Source organism: Aurantiacibacter rhizosphaerae, assembly GCF_009807005.1.
GTDB classification, from domain to species: Bacteria; Pseudomonadota; Alphaproteobacteria; order Sphingomonadales; family Sphingomonadaceae; genus Alteraurantiacibacter; species Alteraurantiacibacter rhizosphaerae.
Genome location: NZ_WUBR01000002.1, coordinates 506,916 through 520,671, shown reverse-complemented (window position 1 = coordinate 520,671; position 13,756 = coordinate 506,916). Strand labels below are relative to the sequence as shown.

General features: G+C 61.8%; 12 protein-coding genes. 5 read left to right on the top strand and 7 right to left on the bottom strand.

Annotated elements, in window-relative coordinates; all coding sequences use genetic code 11:
* Positions 1-155: 155 nt before the first annotated feature.
* On the top strand, positions 156-3,053 hold the full coding sequence (locus GRF63_RS09980) for a TonB-dependent receptor plug domain-containing protein (protein WP_160485851.1): 2,898 nt from the start codon (positions 156-158) through the stop codon (positions 3,051-3,053).
* A 324-nt stretch (positions 3,054-3,377) separates the two neighbouring features.
* Here the strand turns inward: GRF63_RS09980 and GRF63_RS09975 are convergent, their stop codons facing one another.
* The 4 genes from GRF63_RS09975 to GRF63_RS09960 form a co-directional block, all read right to left on the bottom strand.
* Positions 3,378-3,776 carry a class I SAM-dependent methyltransferase gene (locus GRF63_RS09975; RefSeq protein ID WP_160485850.1) on the bottom strand — a complete coding sequence of 133 codons (399 nt, stop codon included), beginning with the start codon at positions 3,774-3,776 and terminating at the stop codon, positions 3,378-3,380.
* Positions 3,773-5,470 carry a tetratricopeptide repeat protein gene (locus GRF63_RS09970; RefSeq protein ID WP_160485849.1) on the bottom strand — a complete coding sequence of 566 codons (1,698 nt, stop codon included), beginning with the start codon at positions 5,468-5,470 and terminating at the stop codon, positions 3,773-3,775. The genes GRF63_RS09975 and GRF63_RS09970 overlap by 4 nt, the downstream gene beginning before the upstream one ends.
* On the bottom strand, positions 5,467-6,204 hold the full coding sequence (locus GRF63_RS09965) for a 2OG-Fe(II) oxygenase (RefSeq protein WP_160485848.1): 738 nt from the start codon (positions 6,202-6,204) through the stop codon (positions 5,467-5,469). Before GRF63_RS09965 ends, GRF63_RS09970 begins: the two co-directional genes overlap by 4 nt.
* Positions 6,205-6,442: 238 nt before the next feature.
* On the bottom strand, positions 6,443-6,769 hold the full coding sequence (locus GRF63_RS09960; protein WP_160485847.1) for a UrcA family protein: 327 nt from the start codon (positions 6,767-6,769) through the stop codon (positions 6,443-6,445).
* A gap of 332 nt (positions 6,770-7,101) precedes the next feature.
* On the opposite strand from GRF63_RS09960, the gene GRF63_RS09955 reads away from it, so the two are divergent.
* A complete protein-coding gene (locus GRF63_RS09955) occupies positions 7,102-7,902 on the top strand; it encodes an outer membrane protein assembly factor BamD (RefSeq protein WP_160485846.1) in 801 nt (266 codons plus the stop codon).
* 12 nt (positions 7,903-7,914) lie between these two features.
* On the opposite strand, the gene GRF63_RS09950 is transcribed toward GRF63_RS09955, so the two are convergent.
* The gene (locus tag GRF63_RS09950) at positions 7,915-8,250 is read right to left on the bottom strand and encodes a PilZ domain-containing protein (protein WP_160485845.1); all 336 of its coding nucleotides are present in this window, start codon (positions 8,248-8,250) and stop codon (positions 7,915-7,917) included.
* A gap of 130 nt (positions 8,251-8,380) precedes the next feature.
* Here GRF63_RS09950 and recN point away from each other — a divergent pair, with 130 nt between their 5' ends.
* Genes recN through ligA form a run of 3 tightly spaced genes read left to right on the top strand, consistent with a single transcriptional unit; the run spans position 8,381 to position 12,623 of the window.
* Positions 8,381-10,060 carry a DNA repair protein RecN gene (gene recN, locus GRF63_RS09945; RefSeq protein WP_160485844.1) on the top strand — a complete coding sequence of 560 codons (1,680 nt, stop codon included), beginning with the start codon at positions 8,381-8,383 and terminating at the stop codon, positions 10,058-10,060.
* Positions 10,060-10,563 carry a hypothetical protein gene (locus GRF63_RS09940; protein WP_160485843.1) on the top strand — a complete coding sequence of 168 codons (504 nt, stop codon included), beginning with the start codon at positions 10,060-10,062 and terminating at the stop codon, positions 10,561-10,563. The genes recN and GRF63_RS09940 overlap by 1 nt, the downstream gene beginning before the upstream one ends.
* Positions 10,524-12,623 carry an NAD-dependent DNA ligase LigA gene (gene ligA, locus GRF63_RS09935; protein ID WP_160485842.1) on the top strand — a complete coding sequence of 700 codons (2,100 nt, stop codon included), beginning with the start codon at positions 10,524-10,526 and terminating at the stop codon, positions 12,621-12,623. Before GRF63_RS09940 ends, ligA begins: the two co-directional genes overlap by 40 nt.
* A 20-nt stretch (positions 12,624-12,643) precedes the next feature.
* On the opposite strand, the gene GRF63_RS09930 is transcribed toward ligA, so the two are convergent.
* On the bottom strand, positions 12,644-13,318 hold the full coding sequence (locus GRF63_RS09930; RefSeq protein WP_237392410.1) for an SDR family oxidoreductase: 675 nt from the start codon (positions 13,316-13,318) through the stop codon (positions 12,644-12,646).
* Between the two features lie 86 nt (positions 13,319-13,404).
* Positions 13,405-13,749 carry a PilZ domain-containing protein gene (locus tag GRF63_RS09925; RefSeq protein ID WP_160485841.1) on the bottom strand — a complete coding sequence of 115 codons (345 nt, stop codon included), beginning with the start codon at positions 13,747-13,749 and terminating at the stop codon, positions 13,405-13,407.
* Positions 13,750-13,756 lie beyond the last annotated feature (7 nt).

Below are 13,756 nucleotides of genomic sequence, written 5' to 3'. Positions count from 1 at the left end.
TGTTCAATGCGTCATTGTGCAGCGCGATACATTCGTGTTTGAGGCCAAGTCAGGAAGGAAAAGTTTGGACGCCTGAAGCCCAGAATGGACTTAAATCCACTGGGCCACGGCAGTTTTCGTTCCGACAGATTCTCCCACTTACCAGGAGCATTTTAATGATTATCAATAAGAAGAAGGCCTCGCTGCTGGCCGGCACCGTGATCTTCGGATCGCTGATTGCCTCCCCCGCCATGGCGCAGGAAGAACCTACCATTCAGCCTGCAGCGGCTGAAGACGATATGATTATCGTCACCGGTTCGCGCATTCAGCGTCGCAACACCGAAACTGCTGCTCCGGTTGCAGTTGTCGACAGCGCGGAATTCGAACTTTCGGGCACCGTCAACATCGAGAACGTGGTCAACGCGCTTCCGCAGGTTGTGCCTGGCATCACCTCTTTCTCCAACAACCCTGGTAACGGCACCGCTTCGCTGAACCTGCGTGGCCTCGGTTCGACCCGTACCATGCTGCTGGTCAACGGCCGTCGCTGGATGTTCTACGATACCAACCAGACCGTCGACCTCAACACGATCCCGCAGTTCCTGCTGGAATCCGTTGACGTTGTGACCGGTGGTGCTTCGGCCGTTTACGGTTCCGATGCTCTTGCTGGTGTTGTGAACTTCCGTCTTCGCGATCTCGATGGCGCCGAATTCGGCGGCCAGTACTCGATCACCGATCGCGGCGATGGCGATCGCTATCAGATCCATGGCGCAATCGGCACCGACTTCGCCGACGGCCGCGGTAACGTCACCGTTTTCGGTGAATACTACAACCGTCAGGACATCTTCCAGGGCGACCGTGAGTTCTCCGCATTCGCACTGGGTGGCAGCCCGCTGCAGCAGCTGGGTTCGTCCCTGCCGCCGCAGACGCGTCTCACCTATCTGGGTGATGGCGACACCACCGGTACCGCATTCGACACCAACGGCCTCGGCATCTTCGGTACGCCGGGTTCGCTGCGTGCCTACTCGACCCCGGGCGACCTTTATAACTTCGCACCCGTCAACTACCTGCAGCTCCCGCAAGAGCGTTACCTGCTTGGCGGTTACGGCAGCTACGAAGTTACCGACGCTCTCGAGTTCTATGGTGAAGTTACCTACGTCAACAACCGCGTTGACTCCGTACTCGCTGCTACGCCGATCCTCGTGAACACCCAGCTCGACTATAACGAGCTGCTGTCCAACGGCTTCATCGATCAGGCTACCCGCAATCAGTTCGCTTCGCTGGACGCAACCGAGACCGGTGCCGACATGAACGACGGTTTCGTGCCCGTTCAGGTTCGTCGTCGCCTTCTGGAAGCTGGCGGCCGTGCAAACCTCGACGAGCGTAACGCATTCCGCGTCCTCGCCGGTGCACGTGGCGACATCACCGATTACCTGCAGTACGATACGTACTACATGTATTCGCGTACGCGTAACTCCAACATCCAGCAGGGTAACGCATCCACCTCGCGCTTCACCGCTGCCATCAACGGTACGGGCGACACGCAGGTCAACATCTTCGGCGAGAACACCCTCACGCCGGACATGGTCGACGTGTTCCGCATCCAGGCGCAGAACGGCGATATCTCCGATCTGCAAGTTGCCTCGGCTGTGGTCTCCGGCACCTTCGGCGATTTCGCACTGGGTGCAGCAGAGCCGATCGGTTTCGCCGTTGGTGGCGAATATCGTGAAGTGAACTCGCGCTTCATTCCTGACGAATTCCTCGCTTCGGGTGACGTGCAGGGCTTCAACGCCGGTCAGCCCACGCAGGGCGGTTACAACGTGAATGAGGTCTTTGCCGAGATCAACATTCCGTTCGAAACCGAAAGCGGCATGCGCTTCGAACTGTCGGGCGCCGGTCGTTATTCCGACTACTCGCTGTCGAATGTCGGCGGTGTGTGGACCTACGCCGGTGGCGTTGAATTCGCTCCGATCCCGGACATCACGTTCCGTGGTCAGTATCAGCGTGCGGTGCGTGCACCGAACGTGGGCGAACTGTTCCAGGGTTCGGCAATCGGTTTCCCCGGTGCCAACGATCCCTGCGCCAGCAACGCAGCACGTGGTGGCGGCTCTCTGAACGCTATCTGTAATGCCAATGGCGTTTCGGATGCGATCTACGCCAGCGACACGGCCTTTGCGAACATCCAGCCGGATCCGCAGATCGCCGCGTTCTTTGGTGGTAACCCGAACCTGGCCGAAGAAACTTCGGACAGCTGGACCGTTGGTGTGGTGTTGCAGCCTACCGCAGTTCCGGGCCTGACCATCACGGCCGACTACTTCGACATCACCGTGGATGATGCCATCATCACCATCAGCCTGCAGACGGCTCTGGACCTGTGCTACAACACGGTTCAGGATCTGAACGCTCCGCAGTGCGCCGGCTTCGTCGGTACGCGTGGTCCGGACGGTGGCTTCAGCCGCACGAATGCTCCGCGTCTTGGTGGTGCAAACGTCGCATCGCTCGAGACCAGCGGTATCGACCTTGAGGTAAGCTACGGCATCAACCTGCCGTTCTCCGTAATCGGCAACGATTTCGCAGACCTCAACCTGTCGTTCCTGGGCACCTGGACGGAACTGAACAGCCTGGCACCTGACCAGACTGATCCGACCGATGTCATCACCTGTGCCGGCGAGTTCGGCCTGGAGTGTGGCGAGCCCACCGCTTCGTTCAAGTGGACGTCACGTGCCAGCTATGTCGATGGTCCTCTGACCTTCTCGACTCGCTGGCGTCACCTGAGCGCCGTTGACGATGATGATCCAACGTCCGATTACTTCGTGGAGCGCATCGGCGCTTACGACCTGATCGACCTGACGATGGCTTATGATTTCAACGACCTGGTGACCCTGACCGTCGGTGTTCGTAACCTGTTCGACACGCTTCCCTCGACGCCGGAATTCGACGCCAATGGAGTTGTGACGAACGACACCAACAGCCTGCTGCTTGGTGACTTCAACAACGGTGAACAGTCCAACACCTACCCGTCGACCTACGACGTGCTGGGTCGCGACTTCTTCGCATCGGTCCTGTTCCGCTTCTAAGCGACAGACCAGAGCGAAAATTCGCCAGTAAAAAGGGCGGGGGACCAGATGGTCTCCCGCCTTTTTTCGTTTCTGAACAGAGCGTTTGGGTCTTCAGCAATCCGCTGCAATCTGCGGCGCGCGATCAGGATTGCAATTTAGAAATCCTGAAATCGGCAAAGGGGCTGGGTGAAAGATCGCTCACCAGTTCGCGTTTCGATTTCAGCGCGAACCCCGCATCGGCCATGATGCCAAGCACTGCGTCTGTATGGCTGGCGGCCTGGGCGGCAATCTCAAGCGAGGCAATGCGGCCCAGCTCGTTTTCCGCCTGCGCGCCGATATCGTTCAGCAGCGGGGCGACATTGGCCGGAGCGTCACGGCGGCCCAGGTGCAGCGCCTGGCCAATGGCCTCGGCAATTTGCCATGCCGTCGATCCATCTCTGTCCCGCCCCTGATGTTGCTGCCACGCGGAGGCGTGGGCAGGGTGGCCGCGCGATCAATCCCCAGAAGCTTCAGATCTCGTCGCCTTTGCAGCAAATGCGACAACACCCTGCCATCGCCGGTGGCAAGATCCAGAACGCACGCCTTTGACGGCAGGCGCTTTGCAAACTCCATCCACGCCGCGCCTTGTGCCGCATCGATGCCCCGCCAGGTGGATGGCATCAGCCCGCTGCCGCCCTTGCGCTGCCGCGCCTGCCGATCCCAGAAGCTGTTCCATGCATCATGGACATTGTGCGTCGTCATTCAGCAGAACCTTTGTGCTGGACATCGAAAGCCACGGTCATGCGTTGGCCTTGCGAGAAAGGGCGGGTGCCGTGGTACAGCGTGCTGGGAAACAACGCCAAGTGGCCGACCTGCGGGCGCAGCGTGTAGCGCGGCTCCAGATCGATGCGCAGTTTTGGCGGCGGGCGACCCAGCTCGATATATCCTGCCTTCTCATCATCCTCGTTCTCGCCAAGGCCATCCGGCAGCTGGCAATAAAGCGCGCTGGAAACAATGCCATCGGGATGCAGGTGTGCGGCGTGAAAGTCTCCGCCGCCAGCCAGCCTCACAGACCAGGAGCTGGTGATGAAAAGCGCGGCGTCGCGAAATCGCAGCAGCGGGTGCTGCGGATCAAGCGGCGGCAGGGCGGAGCGATAGTTCTCCAGCGCGACTACAAGCGCATCATGCAGGCGTTGCAGCTCCGGCTCAGCCCGATCAAACAGCACGCCGCGCGTCTGCGTGCCGCCGCGCAATGACTGGCCGAGCGGGAAAGCGGAATTGTCGTGCAATCGGTGCAGCAGCGGCACGGCATCGCGCAGAACCGCCTCGCCATCGGGCAATTCCACCATCTGCACAAGGCCATCCTGCCCGTGCAGCCATTCCCCGCGCGGATCGTCCGTCAGGCGCCAGAGGAAATCCCGCACGGCCCAGGCATTGATATGCAGCGGGTCGGCGGCGATCACCTTGTCCAGCAAGGCTCCGCACTGCACATACTCACCGCGCCCCAGCAGATAGCGCGCTTCCAGCAGCCAGCGGTTAGGATTTTGCGAGGCTAGCCGCGTGAACAGGCCCTTCGCCACATCGTCCGCGCCGACGATGCCGGCATAACTGGCTTGCAGCAGAGCGAAGGTTTCATTGTCGGGAAAGCGGCGCGCGGCGCGGGCTGCGATTTCCATGGCGTCTTCAAACCTGTCGTGCATCTCCAGCATGCGAATATGTTCGTGGGCGATGGCAGGATTGTCCGGGATCTTCGCCTCTGCCTCGGCCAGATGGCTGGTGAAATCATCCTCCCCTGCGGCCAGCCTGATTTGTGCCAGCAATCGCAGCGCGGCGATCCAATGCGGGGCCTGCGCCACCAGCTGCCCGGCCAGTTGCCGCGCGCGCTGTTGCTCCCCTGCGGCGTCCAGCGCTTCTGCCAGGCCCAGCCATGCTTCGGCATCACCCTGATTGAGGGAAAGAGCACGTTCAAACAATTGCACGGCGCCTGCCTGACCCCGCTCCAATGCAACGCGCGCGCGCCCATGCACTGCCCGCGCGCCTGCCGGGTTCAGCGCGATGCTCCGATCATACCACAGCTCTGCATCGGCCAGGTTTCCCGTCGCCCGTGAGCAGCTGGCGCGGACGGAGCAATAGCGCGCGTCTGCCATCCCGTCCTTTTCAACCGGCTTGAGCGCATCAAGCGCCTGCGCATGGCGATCTGCGGCGGAAAGCGCGATGGCGAGATTGATTGCAAATTCGGTTGAGGCTGGCGCCAGTTCGGCAGCTTTGCCGAAATAACGGGCCGCGCGGTCCGCATCGGGCAGCTTCATCGCCAGATTACCCGCGCTGTTGGCCAGCGGGGCAATGCCGGAATGTTCTTTCAGCGCGGTGTCCAGCAATTCCAGCGCGCCAGCGATATTACCCGTCGATGCCAGCGCCTGTGCCTGCGCGCGATATTGATCGGGCGATAGGCTCACCGGTCGCGCAGCCACCCGCTGATGGCATATCGCCCACGTGGAGCGAATGGCGGAACGTAGGTGACAGCGTGATCCTGCGGCACCAGGAACAGGTTCAGCGTGTTGAAGCGCGGCATGAAGCCGGTTTCGATATTGCCTGCCTCATCATAGAACACCAGATAGCCGCCCCAGTCGGGATACCAGTCATCGATGGTGAGATTGAGGACGTAGGCGATGCGCCAGCCTTCGGCCACGTGGCTGTCATTATGCTTGCCCAGGAAATGGTTGGGGCCAAAGCAGCTGGCGTGCCCATCGGCCTTCACCAGATCGGGAATGCCGGTGATATCGCGCATGATTTCCATGAAATCCGGCGCGTTCAGATATTCCAGCAGCAGTTCATGCGGGCCGCCGGGGTCCCAGCCTTTTTGCAGTCCCTCCACCAGTGAATAGCGATTGGAGCGATAGGCATAATCGCGCGCGGCGGCGGCCTTGTCGGTTTCTTTCACCAGTTCAACCACCTGGCGGCCCTGCGCCGGGTCTTGCAGATCCCGCCCGCGCCACCCTTTTGGCTGCGCCGTGGCACCAGCCTGCAGCGCCACGCCCCATTCCGTGCCCCGCATCATGATCTCGCGCAGTTCGCGCGCGGTTGCGTCGGTCAGGATGTTTTCCACCTGCATTCGCTTGTCGGCGGCAAACCGCTTTGCCAGCGCGGCGCGATCAAGGTTGGGATTGAGTTCGAAAAGGGCTGTGGCCATGGAGCCTGCCTATAGGAAAGCGGGCCGTTTCGCGCCAGTCCCCCGACATATTCATCCGGCATATTCATCGCCCGGAAAAAAGGCGACCCGCCGCGATGCCCCTCCTCCCCAGGGGGCCATGCGCGACGGGTCATTGCGATACCATGGCGCACCTGCCTGTTGGAACCGGCCCGCTTCGCATCTTACCCTGCGAAGGGCGGCGCCATGGTATCGAACGTCTGTAAATTCAGATCAAAGGTCAGCCGCGCTGTTCCTGCTGCTGTTCCTGCGTGCGGGTGGCGATTTCCCGCTCCATCTTCTGCACCGTGTTGCGATAGCAGCTGCGCGATTCCGCCGAAGGCAGCGCCATGCCGGACGTGCGACGATCAATGCCGCAAACTTCCTCTGCGGCGCGGGTCAGGCGGCGATCCAGCGTGTCCTGCCCTTCGGCAGTGGACAGGTCGAGATCGCTGTAGCGAACGGCGATAGACGGTGCATCGGTGCTGCCTGCCATGGCGGGTGCGCTGAACATTGCGCCTGCTGCCAGTGCTGCGACAAGGCCGGTCTTGATAGAAATCTTGCTCATGGTTTTTCCTCCTCAGATAAGCTTCTGCCCGGCAAATTGATTTGGGGGCTGGGTTGAAGCGATGAGTTTGATCTAGGGGAGGGCGGTGATCAGGGCATCTCATGCTCGACCGGGTTGTGGCTGCAATCGACCAAATCCGAACGGCTTCGATGATCGACAGACTGCATCCGACTAATGTCGACACGCTTTCACGCGCAACGATCTTGCGTGCGTGCCCTGATTGGCGAAAGGAATGGTGTGCACCGCGCGGTGGCCAGTCCAATGCGACAGAAAGCGGTAAAGTGGTGGTGACTTCACTTGGCGTTCAGCGAGAGGCTAGTTATAGGCGTGGCATGATTGCGAAGCTTTCCATCCGTAGCGCGCTGTTGGGCGCCACCTCCGCCATGTTGCTGACCGGTTGTGCCGGCGGCGGTGGCAGCAGTTCCGGTGAGACTGATCTTGCCTATGTCGCGCGCGATGTCGAATCGCTGTATTCTGCGGCGAAGGGGCGTCTGGATCGTGGTGACCTGAAAATGGCCGCCGGCCTTTTTGACGAGGTGGAGCGCCAGCACCCCTATTCACCCTGGGCTCGCCGCGCCCAGTTGATGAGTGCGTTCTCCTATTACGCCGCGCGCGATTATACGCGCGCCATCCAGTCGGCCACGCGCTTCCTTTCCATCCATCCGGGTAACCGCGATGCGCCCTATGCCTATTACCTGATCGCCATCAGCTATTACGAGCAGATCAGCGATGTGGAGCGTGACCAGGCGATTACGGAGCGTGCGCTGCAGGCCCTGACAGAGATCGTGCGCCGCTATCCCGAAAGCCCCTATGCCGATGATGCGCGGCTGAAGATTGACCTGGTGAATGATCACCTGGCGGGCAAGGAAATGGAAATCGGCCGCTTTTACCAGCGCACCGGCCAATGGTTGGCTTCGCAACTGCGTTTCCAGAACGTGATTGAAGATTACCAGACCACCAGCCACACGCCCGAAGCGCTTTACCGCCTTACGGAAAGCAGCCTTGCGTTGGGCGTTCCTGAAGAGGCGCAGCGGTATTCAGCCGTGCTGGGGGCCAATTACCCCGGCAATGAATGGTATGAAAAAGCGTTCGACCTGATGGAAAAGCACGCACCGGATCGCATCGGGGGCTGATCCCCTATCCGATTAGGTGCCGTACTGGCATTCCATTTCGGATTGTTCGCGGCGGTTAAGTTCCAGCAAATTGCGCATTTCCGGCAGATGCAGCGGACGGTCCAGCCGAATTCCGGCCAGCCCATCATGCGCCCAGCGAATCGTACCGTCGATCGCGGTATCATCGGGCGCGTTGATAACGATCTTGTCGCCCATCTCGTATTTGCCGCGGCCAAGATTGCTGATGCGCGCGCCTTGCTGCGACAATTCTATCAGCAGACCGGACACGGTTTTGCGGCCGTCCCGGCGCAAGGCCACCGGCAGGCGTGTGGCATATCGTTTGTGCGACCTGATCGTAAGCACCGACATCGCGGCCAGACCCTCCTGTTGCGAGCCACCTTATTGCGCAGATAATGGTTAAGAAAACCTAACCGTCCACCTTTTGCCTTGCGGCAGTCGTTGCGCTGGGCTGGGCGGCATCGTAAAGCCGGTGTCAGCTATGCTCACCGCGCTTTCTATCCGGAATATCGTGCTGATCGAGGCGCTAGACCTGGCCTTCGGGCCGGGCCTCGGCGTGCTGACGGGTGAAACGGGTGCGGGCAAGTCCATCCTGCTGGATGCGCTGGGGCTCGTGCTGGGCAATCGCGCCGATTCCGCACTGGTGCGCAGCGGGGAAGATCAGGCCAGCGTCACCGCCACTTTTGAATTCGCCGCTCTGCCCGCACCGCTGAAAGAAGCGCTGGACGATGCCGAGGTCGAGATCGAGCCGGGAGAGCCGCTGCTGATCCGTCGCCGGCTGAAGGCTGATGGCGGGTCCAAGGCTTTCGTGAATGATCAGCCCGTCGGCGTGGCGCTGCTGCGGTCGCTGGCGGGTTCACTGGTGGAATTGCACGGCCAGCATGACGATCGCGGCCTGGTGAACCCGCGCGGCCATCGCGCGCTGCTGGATCGCTATGCCGATGCCGATGTGGCGGGCGTTACCGCCGCGTGGGAAAGCTGGCGCAAGGCGCGAGAGGCGCTGGAGCAGGCAGAAGGTGCGATTGAACAGGCGCGCGCCGATCAGGACCTGCTGCTGGCGCACCTGTCGGAACTCACGAATATAGAACCGGAGGAGGGTGAGGAGGAAACGCTCGCCAATTCCCGCGCCGATATGCAGAAGGGGGAGAAGCTGGCGGGCGACCTCGAAGATCTGCGCACCGTGTGGGACGGATCGGATTCGCCGCTGGCATCCTTGCGTGTCGCGGCGCGCAAGCTGGATCGTATCGCGGTGGAGCATCCCTTGCTGGCAGAGGCGCTGGCCGCGCTGGACCGCGCCGTGATCGAAGCGGGCGAAGCGGAGGAGAAGCTGCAATCGGCAGCCGAAGCGATGCTGCACGATCCGCAGGAGCTGGACCGGATCGAAACGCGCCTGTTCGAACTGCGCGCCCTGGCCAGGAAACATTCGTGCCAGGTGGACGATCTGCCAGAGGTGATGCGTACCATGCGGGCAAAGCTGGACGCAATCGAGCAGGGCGATGCCGATCTTGCCAATCTGCAAAAGGCAGAGCGGGACGCGCATGAAATCTATCGCGGACGGGCAGAGGCGCTGCATGCCACTCGCGTTTCCGCCGCCATGGCGCTGGACGAGGCGGTGGCTGCCGAGCTGGCCCCGCTGAAGCTGGATGCCGCGCGCTTCAAGACGGCGGTGGCTGATCAGCCGGAGGAGAAGTGGGGGCCGCTGGGCATGGACTCGGTGGAATTCCTGATCGCCACCAATCCCGGCGCGGACTTTGCCCCGCTCAACAAGATCGCATCGGGCGGCGAATTGTCTCGCTTCATCCTGGCGCTGAAAGTGGCGCTGGCGGAGCAGGGCGGGGCCGCCACCGTGATCTTTGACGAAATCGATCGCGGCGTGGGCGGCGCGGTTGCCAGCGCTATTGGCGAGCGGCTTGCCCGGCTGGCCTCCGGCACGAATGGCGAGGCTGGCCAGTTGCTGGCCGTAACGCACAGCCCGCAGGTCGCCGCGCGGGGCGCCACGCATTACATGATCGCCAAGTCCAGCGAGGGCACGGTGACGAAAACCTCCGTCGCATCGCTGGATGATGCTGGTCGACAGGAAGAAATTGCCCGCATGTTGAGCGGCGCGGAAATAACCGACGAAGCCCGCGCACAGGCGGATCGTCTGCTGGAGGGCGTGTGATGAAGCGAGTTATCCTTGGTGGCGCGGCCTTGCTGACGCTTTCCGCCTGCGTTGCGGCACAGGGCGATGTGGGATCGCCCGATCCGCTGCCACCGCTCGCCGCGCAGAAAGACGCGCCGCGCCTCGCCATGCTGGAACACGTGCTGGATCAGTATTTCGCGTCCGACATTCCCAACCCGCCCACCGTTTGCGCCAGCTGGCATGATGGGCGAGAGGAAGAGGCGCTGCCGCCGGAGGAGGAAGTGGCGCTGATATCCCGCTTCCCCAGCCTTGCCCCGATGACGCGCTGCACGCGCACTGCGAACGGCTGGCGCGATGCCGAAACGGAAGATGCAGCGCTGGTTTTCACCCTGCACAATTTCACCTGTTCCAGCGATCAAAGTTGCAGCGCGTGGGGCGGATATCAGTCCAGCGGCGACAATTCGATGAGCTACCTCTATCGCGGCGAATGGGACGGCGCAGAATGGCAGTTCACCCGCGACCCCAGGATCATTGCCGAGTGAGCGACACAGTTTCCGAAGCCCAGGCCGCCAATGAACTAATGCGGCTGGCGAAGCAGATTGCCTATCACAACAAGCGGTATCACGCCGAAGACGATCCGGAGATCACGGACGCGGAATATGACGCGCTGGTGCGCCGCAATGCGGAACTGGAGGAGCAATTCCCGCAGCTGATCCGCGCGGATTCGCCCAGCAAGGCCGTGGGGCATGAGATCGCAGCTTCGCCCTTGTCCAAGGTGAGCCACGAGGTTCGCATGATGAGCCTCGACAATGCCTTTTCGGATGAGGAGGTGGAGGAATTCGTCGCCCGTGTGCGGCGCTTCCTGTCGCTGCCCGATGATGAACCTGTTGCCTTCACCGCGGAGGACAAGATCGACGGTCTATCCTGCTCCCTCAGATATGAGCAGGGCGAACTGGTGCTGGCCGCCACGCGCGGCGATGGGCAGGTGGGGGAAAACGTCACCGCCAACGTGCGCCACATTGCCGACATCCCGCCAAGGCTGACCGGCGAGGCGCCCGACGTTTTCGAGGTGCGCGGCGAAGTTTACATGGCGAAAGAGGACTTTACCGCACTTAACGCTGCGCAGGAGGAAGCGGGCGGAAAGCTGTTTGCCAACCCGCGCAATGCCGCTGCCGGATCGCTGCGCCAGAAGGACGACAGCGTTACGGCAAAGCGCAAGCTGCGGTTCTGGGCGCATGGCTGGGGCGCGGCCAGCGATGTGCCGGGCGACACGCAACTGGCAGTGATGCAGCAGATCCGGAAATGGGGCCTGCCGATCTCTCCCGATCTGAAATTGTGCAGTGATGTGAAGGAAATGCTGCAGCATTATCGCAGCATTGCCGAAGGGCGCGCCGCGCTGGGTTACGAGATTGACGGCGTTGTCTACAAGGTCGATCGGCTGGATTGGCAAAAGCGGCTGGGCTTTGTGGCCAAGGCACCGCGCTGGGCGATGGCGCACAAGTTTCCGGCCGAGCAGGCGGAGACGACGCTGGAGAGCATCGACATTCAGGTCGGCCGCACCGGCAAGCTGACTCCGGTTGGACGTCTGGCCCCGGTGCTGGTGGGCGGGGTGACCGTCACCAATGTCACCCTGCACAATCGGGACGAGATAGAGCGGCTGGGCGTGCGCCCCGGCGATCGCGTGGTGATCCAGCGTGCGGGAGACGTCATCCCGCAGGTGGTGGAGAACCTGACGCGCGAAAAGGACCGGCCTGCTTATGACTTCCCCGATCACTGCCCGGTTTGCAAAAGCGAGGCGGTGAGCGAGGAAGGCGAGGTGGACGTTCGCTGCACGGGCGGCCTGATCTGCAAGGCCCAGCAATTTGAGCGGCTGAAGCACTTCGTCAGCCGAGGCGCGCTGGACATCGATGGCATGGGCGAGAAGACCATCGCCGAATTCATGGAAAAAGGCTGGCTGGACAATGGCCCGGCAGACATTTTCCGCCTGAAGGATCGGCGCGGCGATATCCTGGCGCTGGATGGCTGGAAGGAAAAATCCGTCGACAACATGCTGGGCGGGATCGAGGACAAGCGATCACCCGATGCCGCGCGCCTGCTGTTCGGCCTGGGCATACGCCATGTGGGCACGGTGACGGCGCGCGATCTGATGAAACATTTCCACGAACTGCCCGCGCTGCGCGACGCCGCCGAAAAGGCGCGCGGCGGAAACGAGGATGCCACCGCGCTGCTCACCAGCATCGATGGCATCGGCAATGCCGTGGTGGAGGCGCTGGGCGATTTCTTCCACGAGGAGCATAACCGCGCCGTGTGGGAGGACCTGCTGGGCGAAGTCACGCCGCCCCGTTACGAGGTGGAAACGCTGGATAGCCCGGTGGCGGGCAAGACCTTGGTGTTCACCGGCAAGCTGGAAACCATGAGCCGTGACGAGGCGAAGGCGCAGGCCGAACGCCTTGGTGCAAAGGCATCAGGCTCCGTCAGCGCGAAAACGGATTTGCTGGTGGCTGGCCCCGGCGCAGGTTCGAAGCTGAAAAAGGCGGAGGAGCTGGGTATCGAAGTGATGGACGAGGCGGCCTGGGCGGCTCTGGTGGCCGCCGCAGGGTAGCGCCTCATCAAAAGTTGCGCCTAGTCATTCGGCATCAGGTGAATTTCCCGCACGCAGGATGTATCGGGCTGCTCCAGCGCAAACACCACGGCATCCGCAATGTCCTGAGGCTGCAGCTTCGTAGGTTTGCCCTCATCAAAGAAGGGCGTGTCCACCATGCCCGGCGAAATCACCGTGCAGCGCCCGTTCCACTCGCGCATTTCCTCTGCCAGATTACCGGCAAAGCCGTGGATGAACCACTTGGTTGCGCTGTAGATGGAGCCTTTCATGTGATCGCGCCCGGCCTTTGATCCGGTGACGATGAAGCTGCCCTTCGTCTTGCGCAGATGCGGCAGGGTGGCATGCGCGGTGTACAGCACGGCCATGATGTTGAGATGCACCATGTCATGCCACTGCGCCGGATCGCCTTTCTCTACGCCGGGATCGGCCACGCCCATTCCGGCATTGGCAAAGGCGGCATCCAATCCGCCGAAATGATCCACGGTTTGTGAAACTGCATCATTGAGCGCGGCGCGGTCTGTCACATCGCAGGGAACGGCCAATGCGGCCTCTCCCAGTTCCTGCGCCAGATTTTGCAGCTTGTCTTCCGATCGGGCCAGCAGCGCCACGTTCCAGCCGGCCTTAGCTGCAGCGCGCGCGGTGGCAGCGCCGATGCCTGTTGAAGCGCCTGTAATAAGGAGAGTCCTGTTCATCATGTTTCTCTTGCATTGCGGGGGGGTGTGCAATGGCAATGAACAGACAGGGCCCCGCGTTCCGTCAGCGCGGGGCGGGCAGCGCGCGGTTACAGGCTCGTTCTGGGCGGATCGATATGGCCCTTGCCAAGATCGCGCAGATCGAAATGGGCGCGGATGTGATCCAGCACGGCGGGATACAGCGGATTTTCGAACAGCAGGCCGGCATAATTGCGATCCTGCCAGCGGACCAGTGCAGCAATTGGCCCGATAGGACCGATCCTGATGGTGACGGATAGATCGGGCGACAGATGGCCCATGCGATCCTGGATACGGCACCCGCGTTCGGACAGGTCAACGATTGTCACATCGCGCTTGCCAGTCCCAGTGCGCAAAGTGCCGACGATGGAGATATCGTGCCGCTCAGCGCCGCGTTGCATCCTGTTATATGCCATGGATCGT

Coding starts and splice junctions, on each gene's coding strand:
- GRF63_RS09930 (WP_237392410.1), bottom strand. CDS start 13,318: ATGATGAACAGGACTCTCCTTATTACAGGCGCTTCAACAGGCATCGGC.
- GRF63_RS09940 (WP_160485843.1), top strand. CDS start 10,060: ATGAAGCGAGTTATCCTTGGTGGCGCGGCCTTGCTGACGCTTTCCGCC.
- GRF63_RS09960 (WP_160485847.1), bottom strand. CDS start 6,769: ATGAGCAAGATTTCTATCAAGACCGGCCTTGTCGCAGCACTGGCAGCA.
- GRF63_RS09950 (WP_160485845.1), bottom strand. CDS start 8,250: ATGTCGGTGCTTACGATCAGGTCGCACAAACGATATGCCACACGCCTG.
- GRF63_RS09955 (WP_160485846.1), top strand. CDS start 7,102: ATGATTGCGAAGCTTTCCATCCGTAGCGCGCTGTTGGGCGCCACCTCC.
- ligA (WP_160485842.1), top strand. CDS start 10,524: ATGGCAGTTCACCCGCGACCCCAGGATCATTGCCGAGTGAGCGACACA.
- GRF63_RS09975 (WP_160485850.1), bottom strand. CDS start 3,776: ATGACGACGCACAATGTCCATGATGCATGGAACAGCTTCTGGGATCGG.
- recN (WP_160485844.1), top strand. CDS start 8,381: ATGCTCACCGCGCTTTCTATCCGGAATATCGTGCTGATCGAGGCGCTA.
- GRF63_RS09965 (WP_160485848.1), bottom strand. CDS start 6,204: ATGGCCACAGCCCTTTTCGAACTCAATCCCAACCTTGATCGCGCCGCG.
- GRF63_RS09980 (WP_160485851.1), top strand. CDS start 156: ATGATTATCAATAAGAAGAAGGCCTCGCTGCTGGCCGGCACCGTGATC.
- GRF63_RS09925 (WP_160485841.1), bottom strand. CDS start 13,749: ATGGCATATAACAGGATGCAACGCGGCGCTGAGCGGCACGATATCTCC.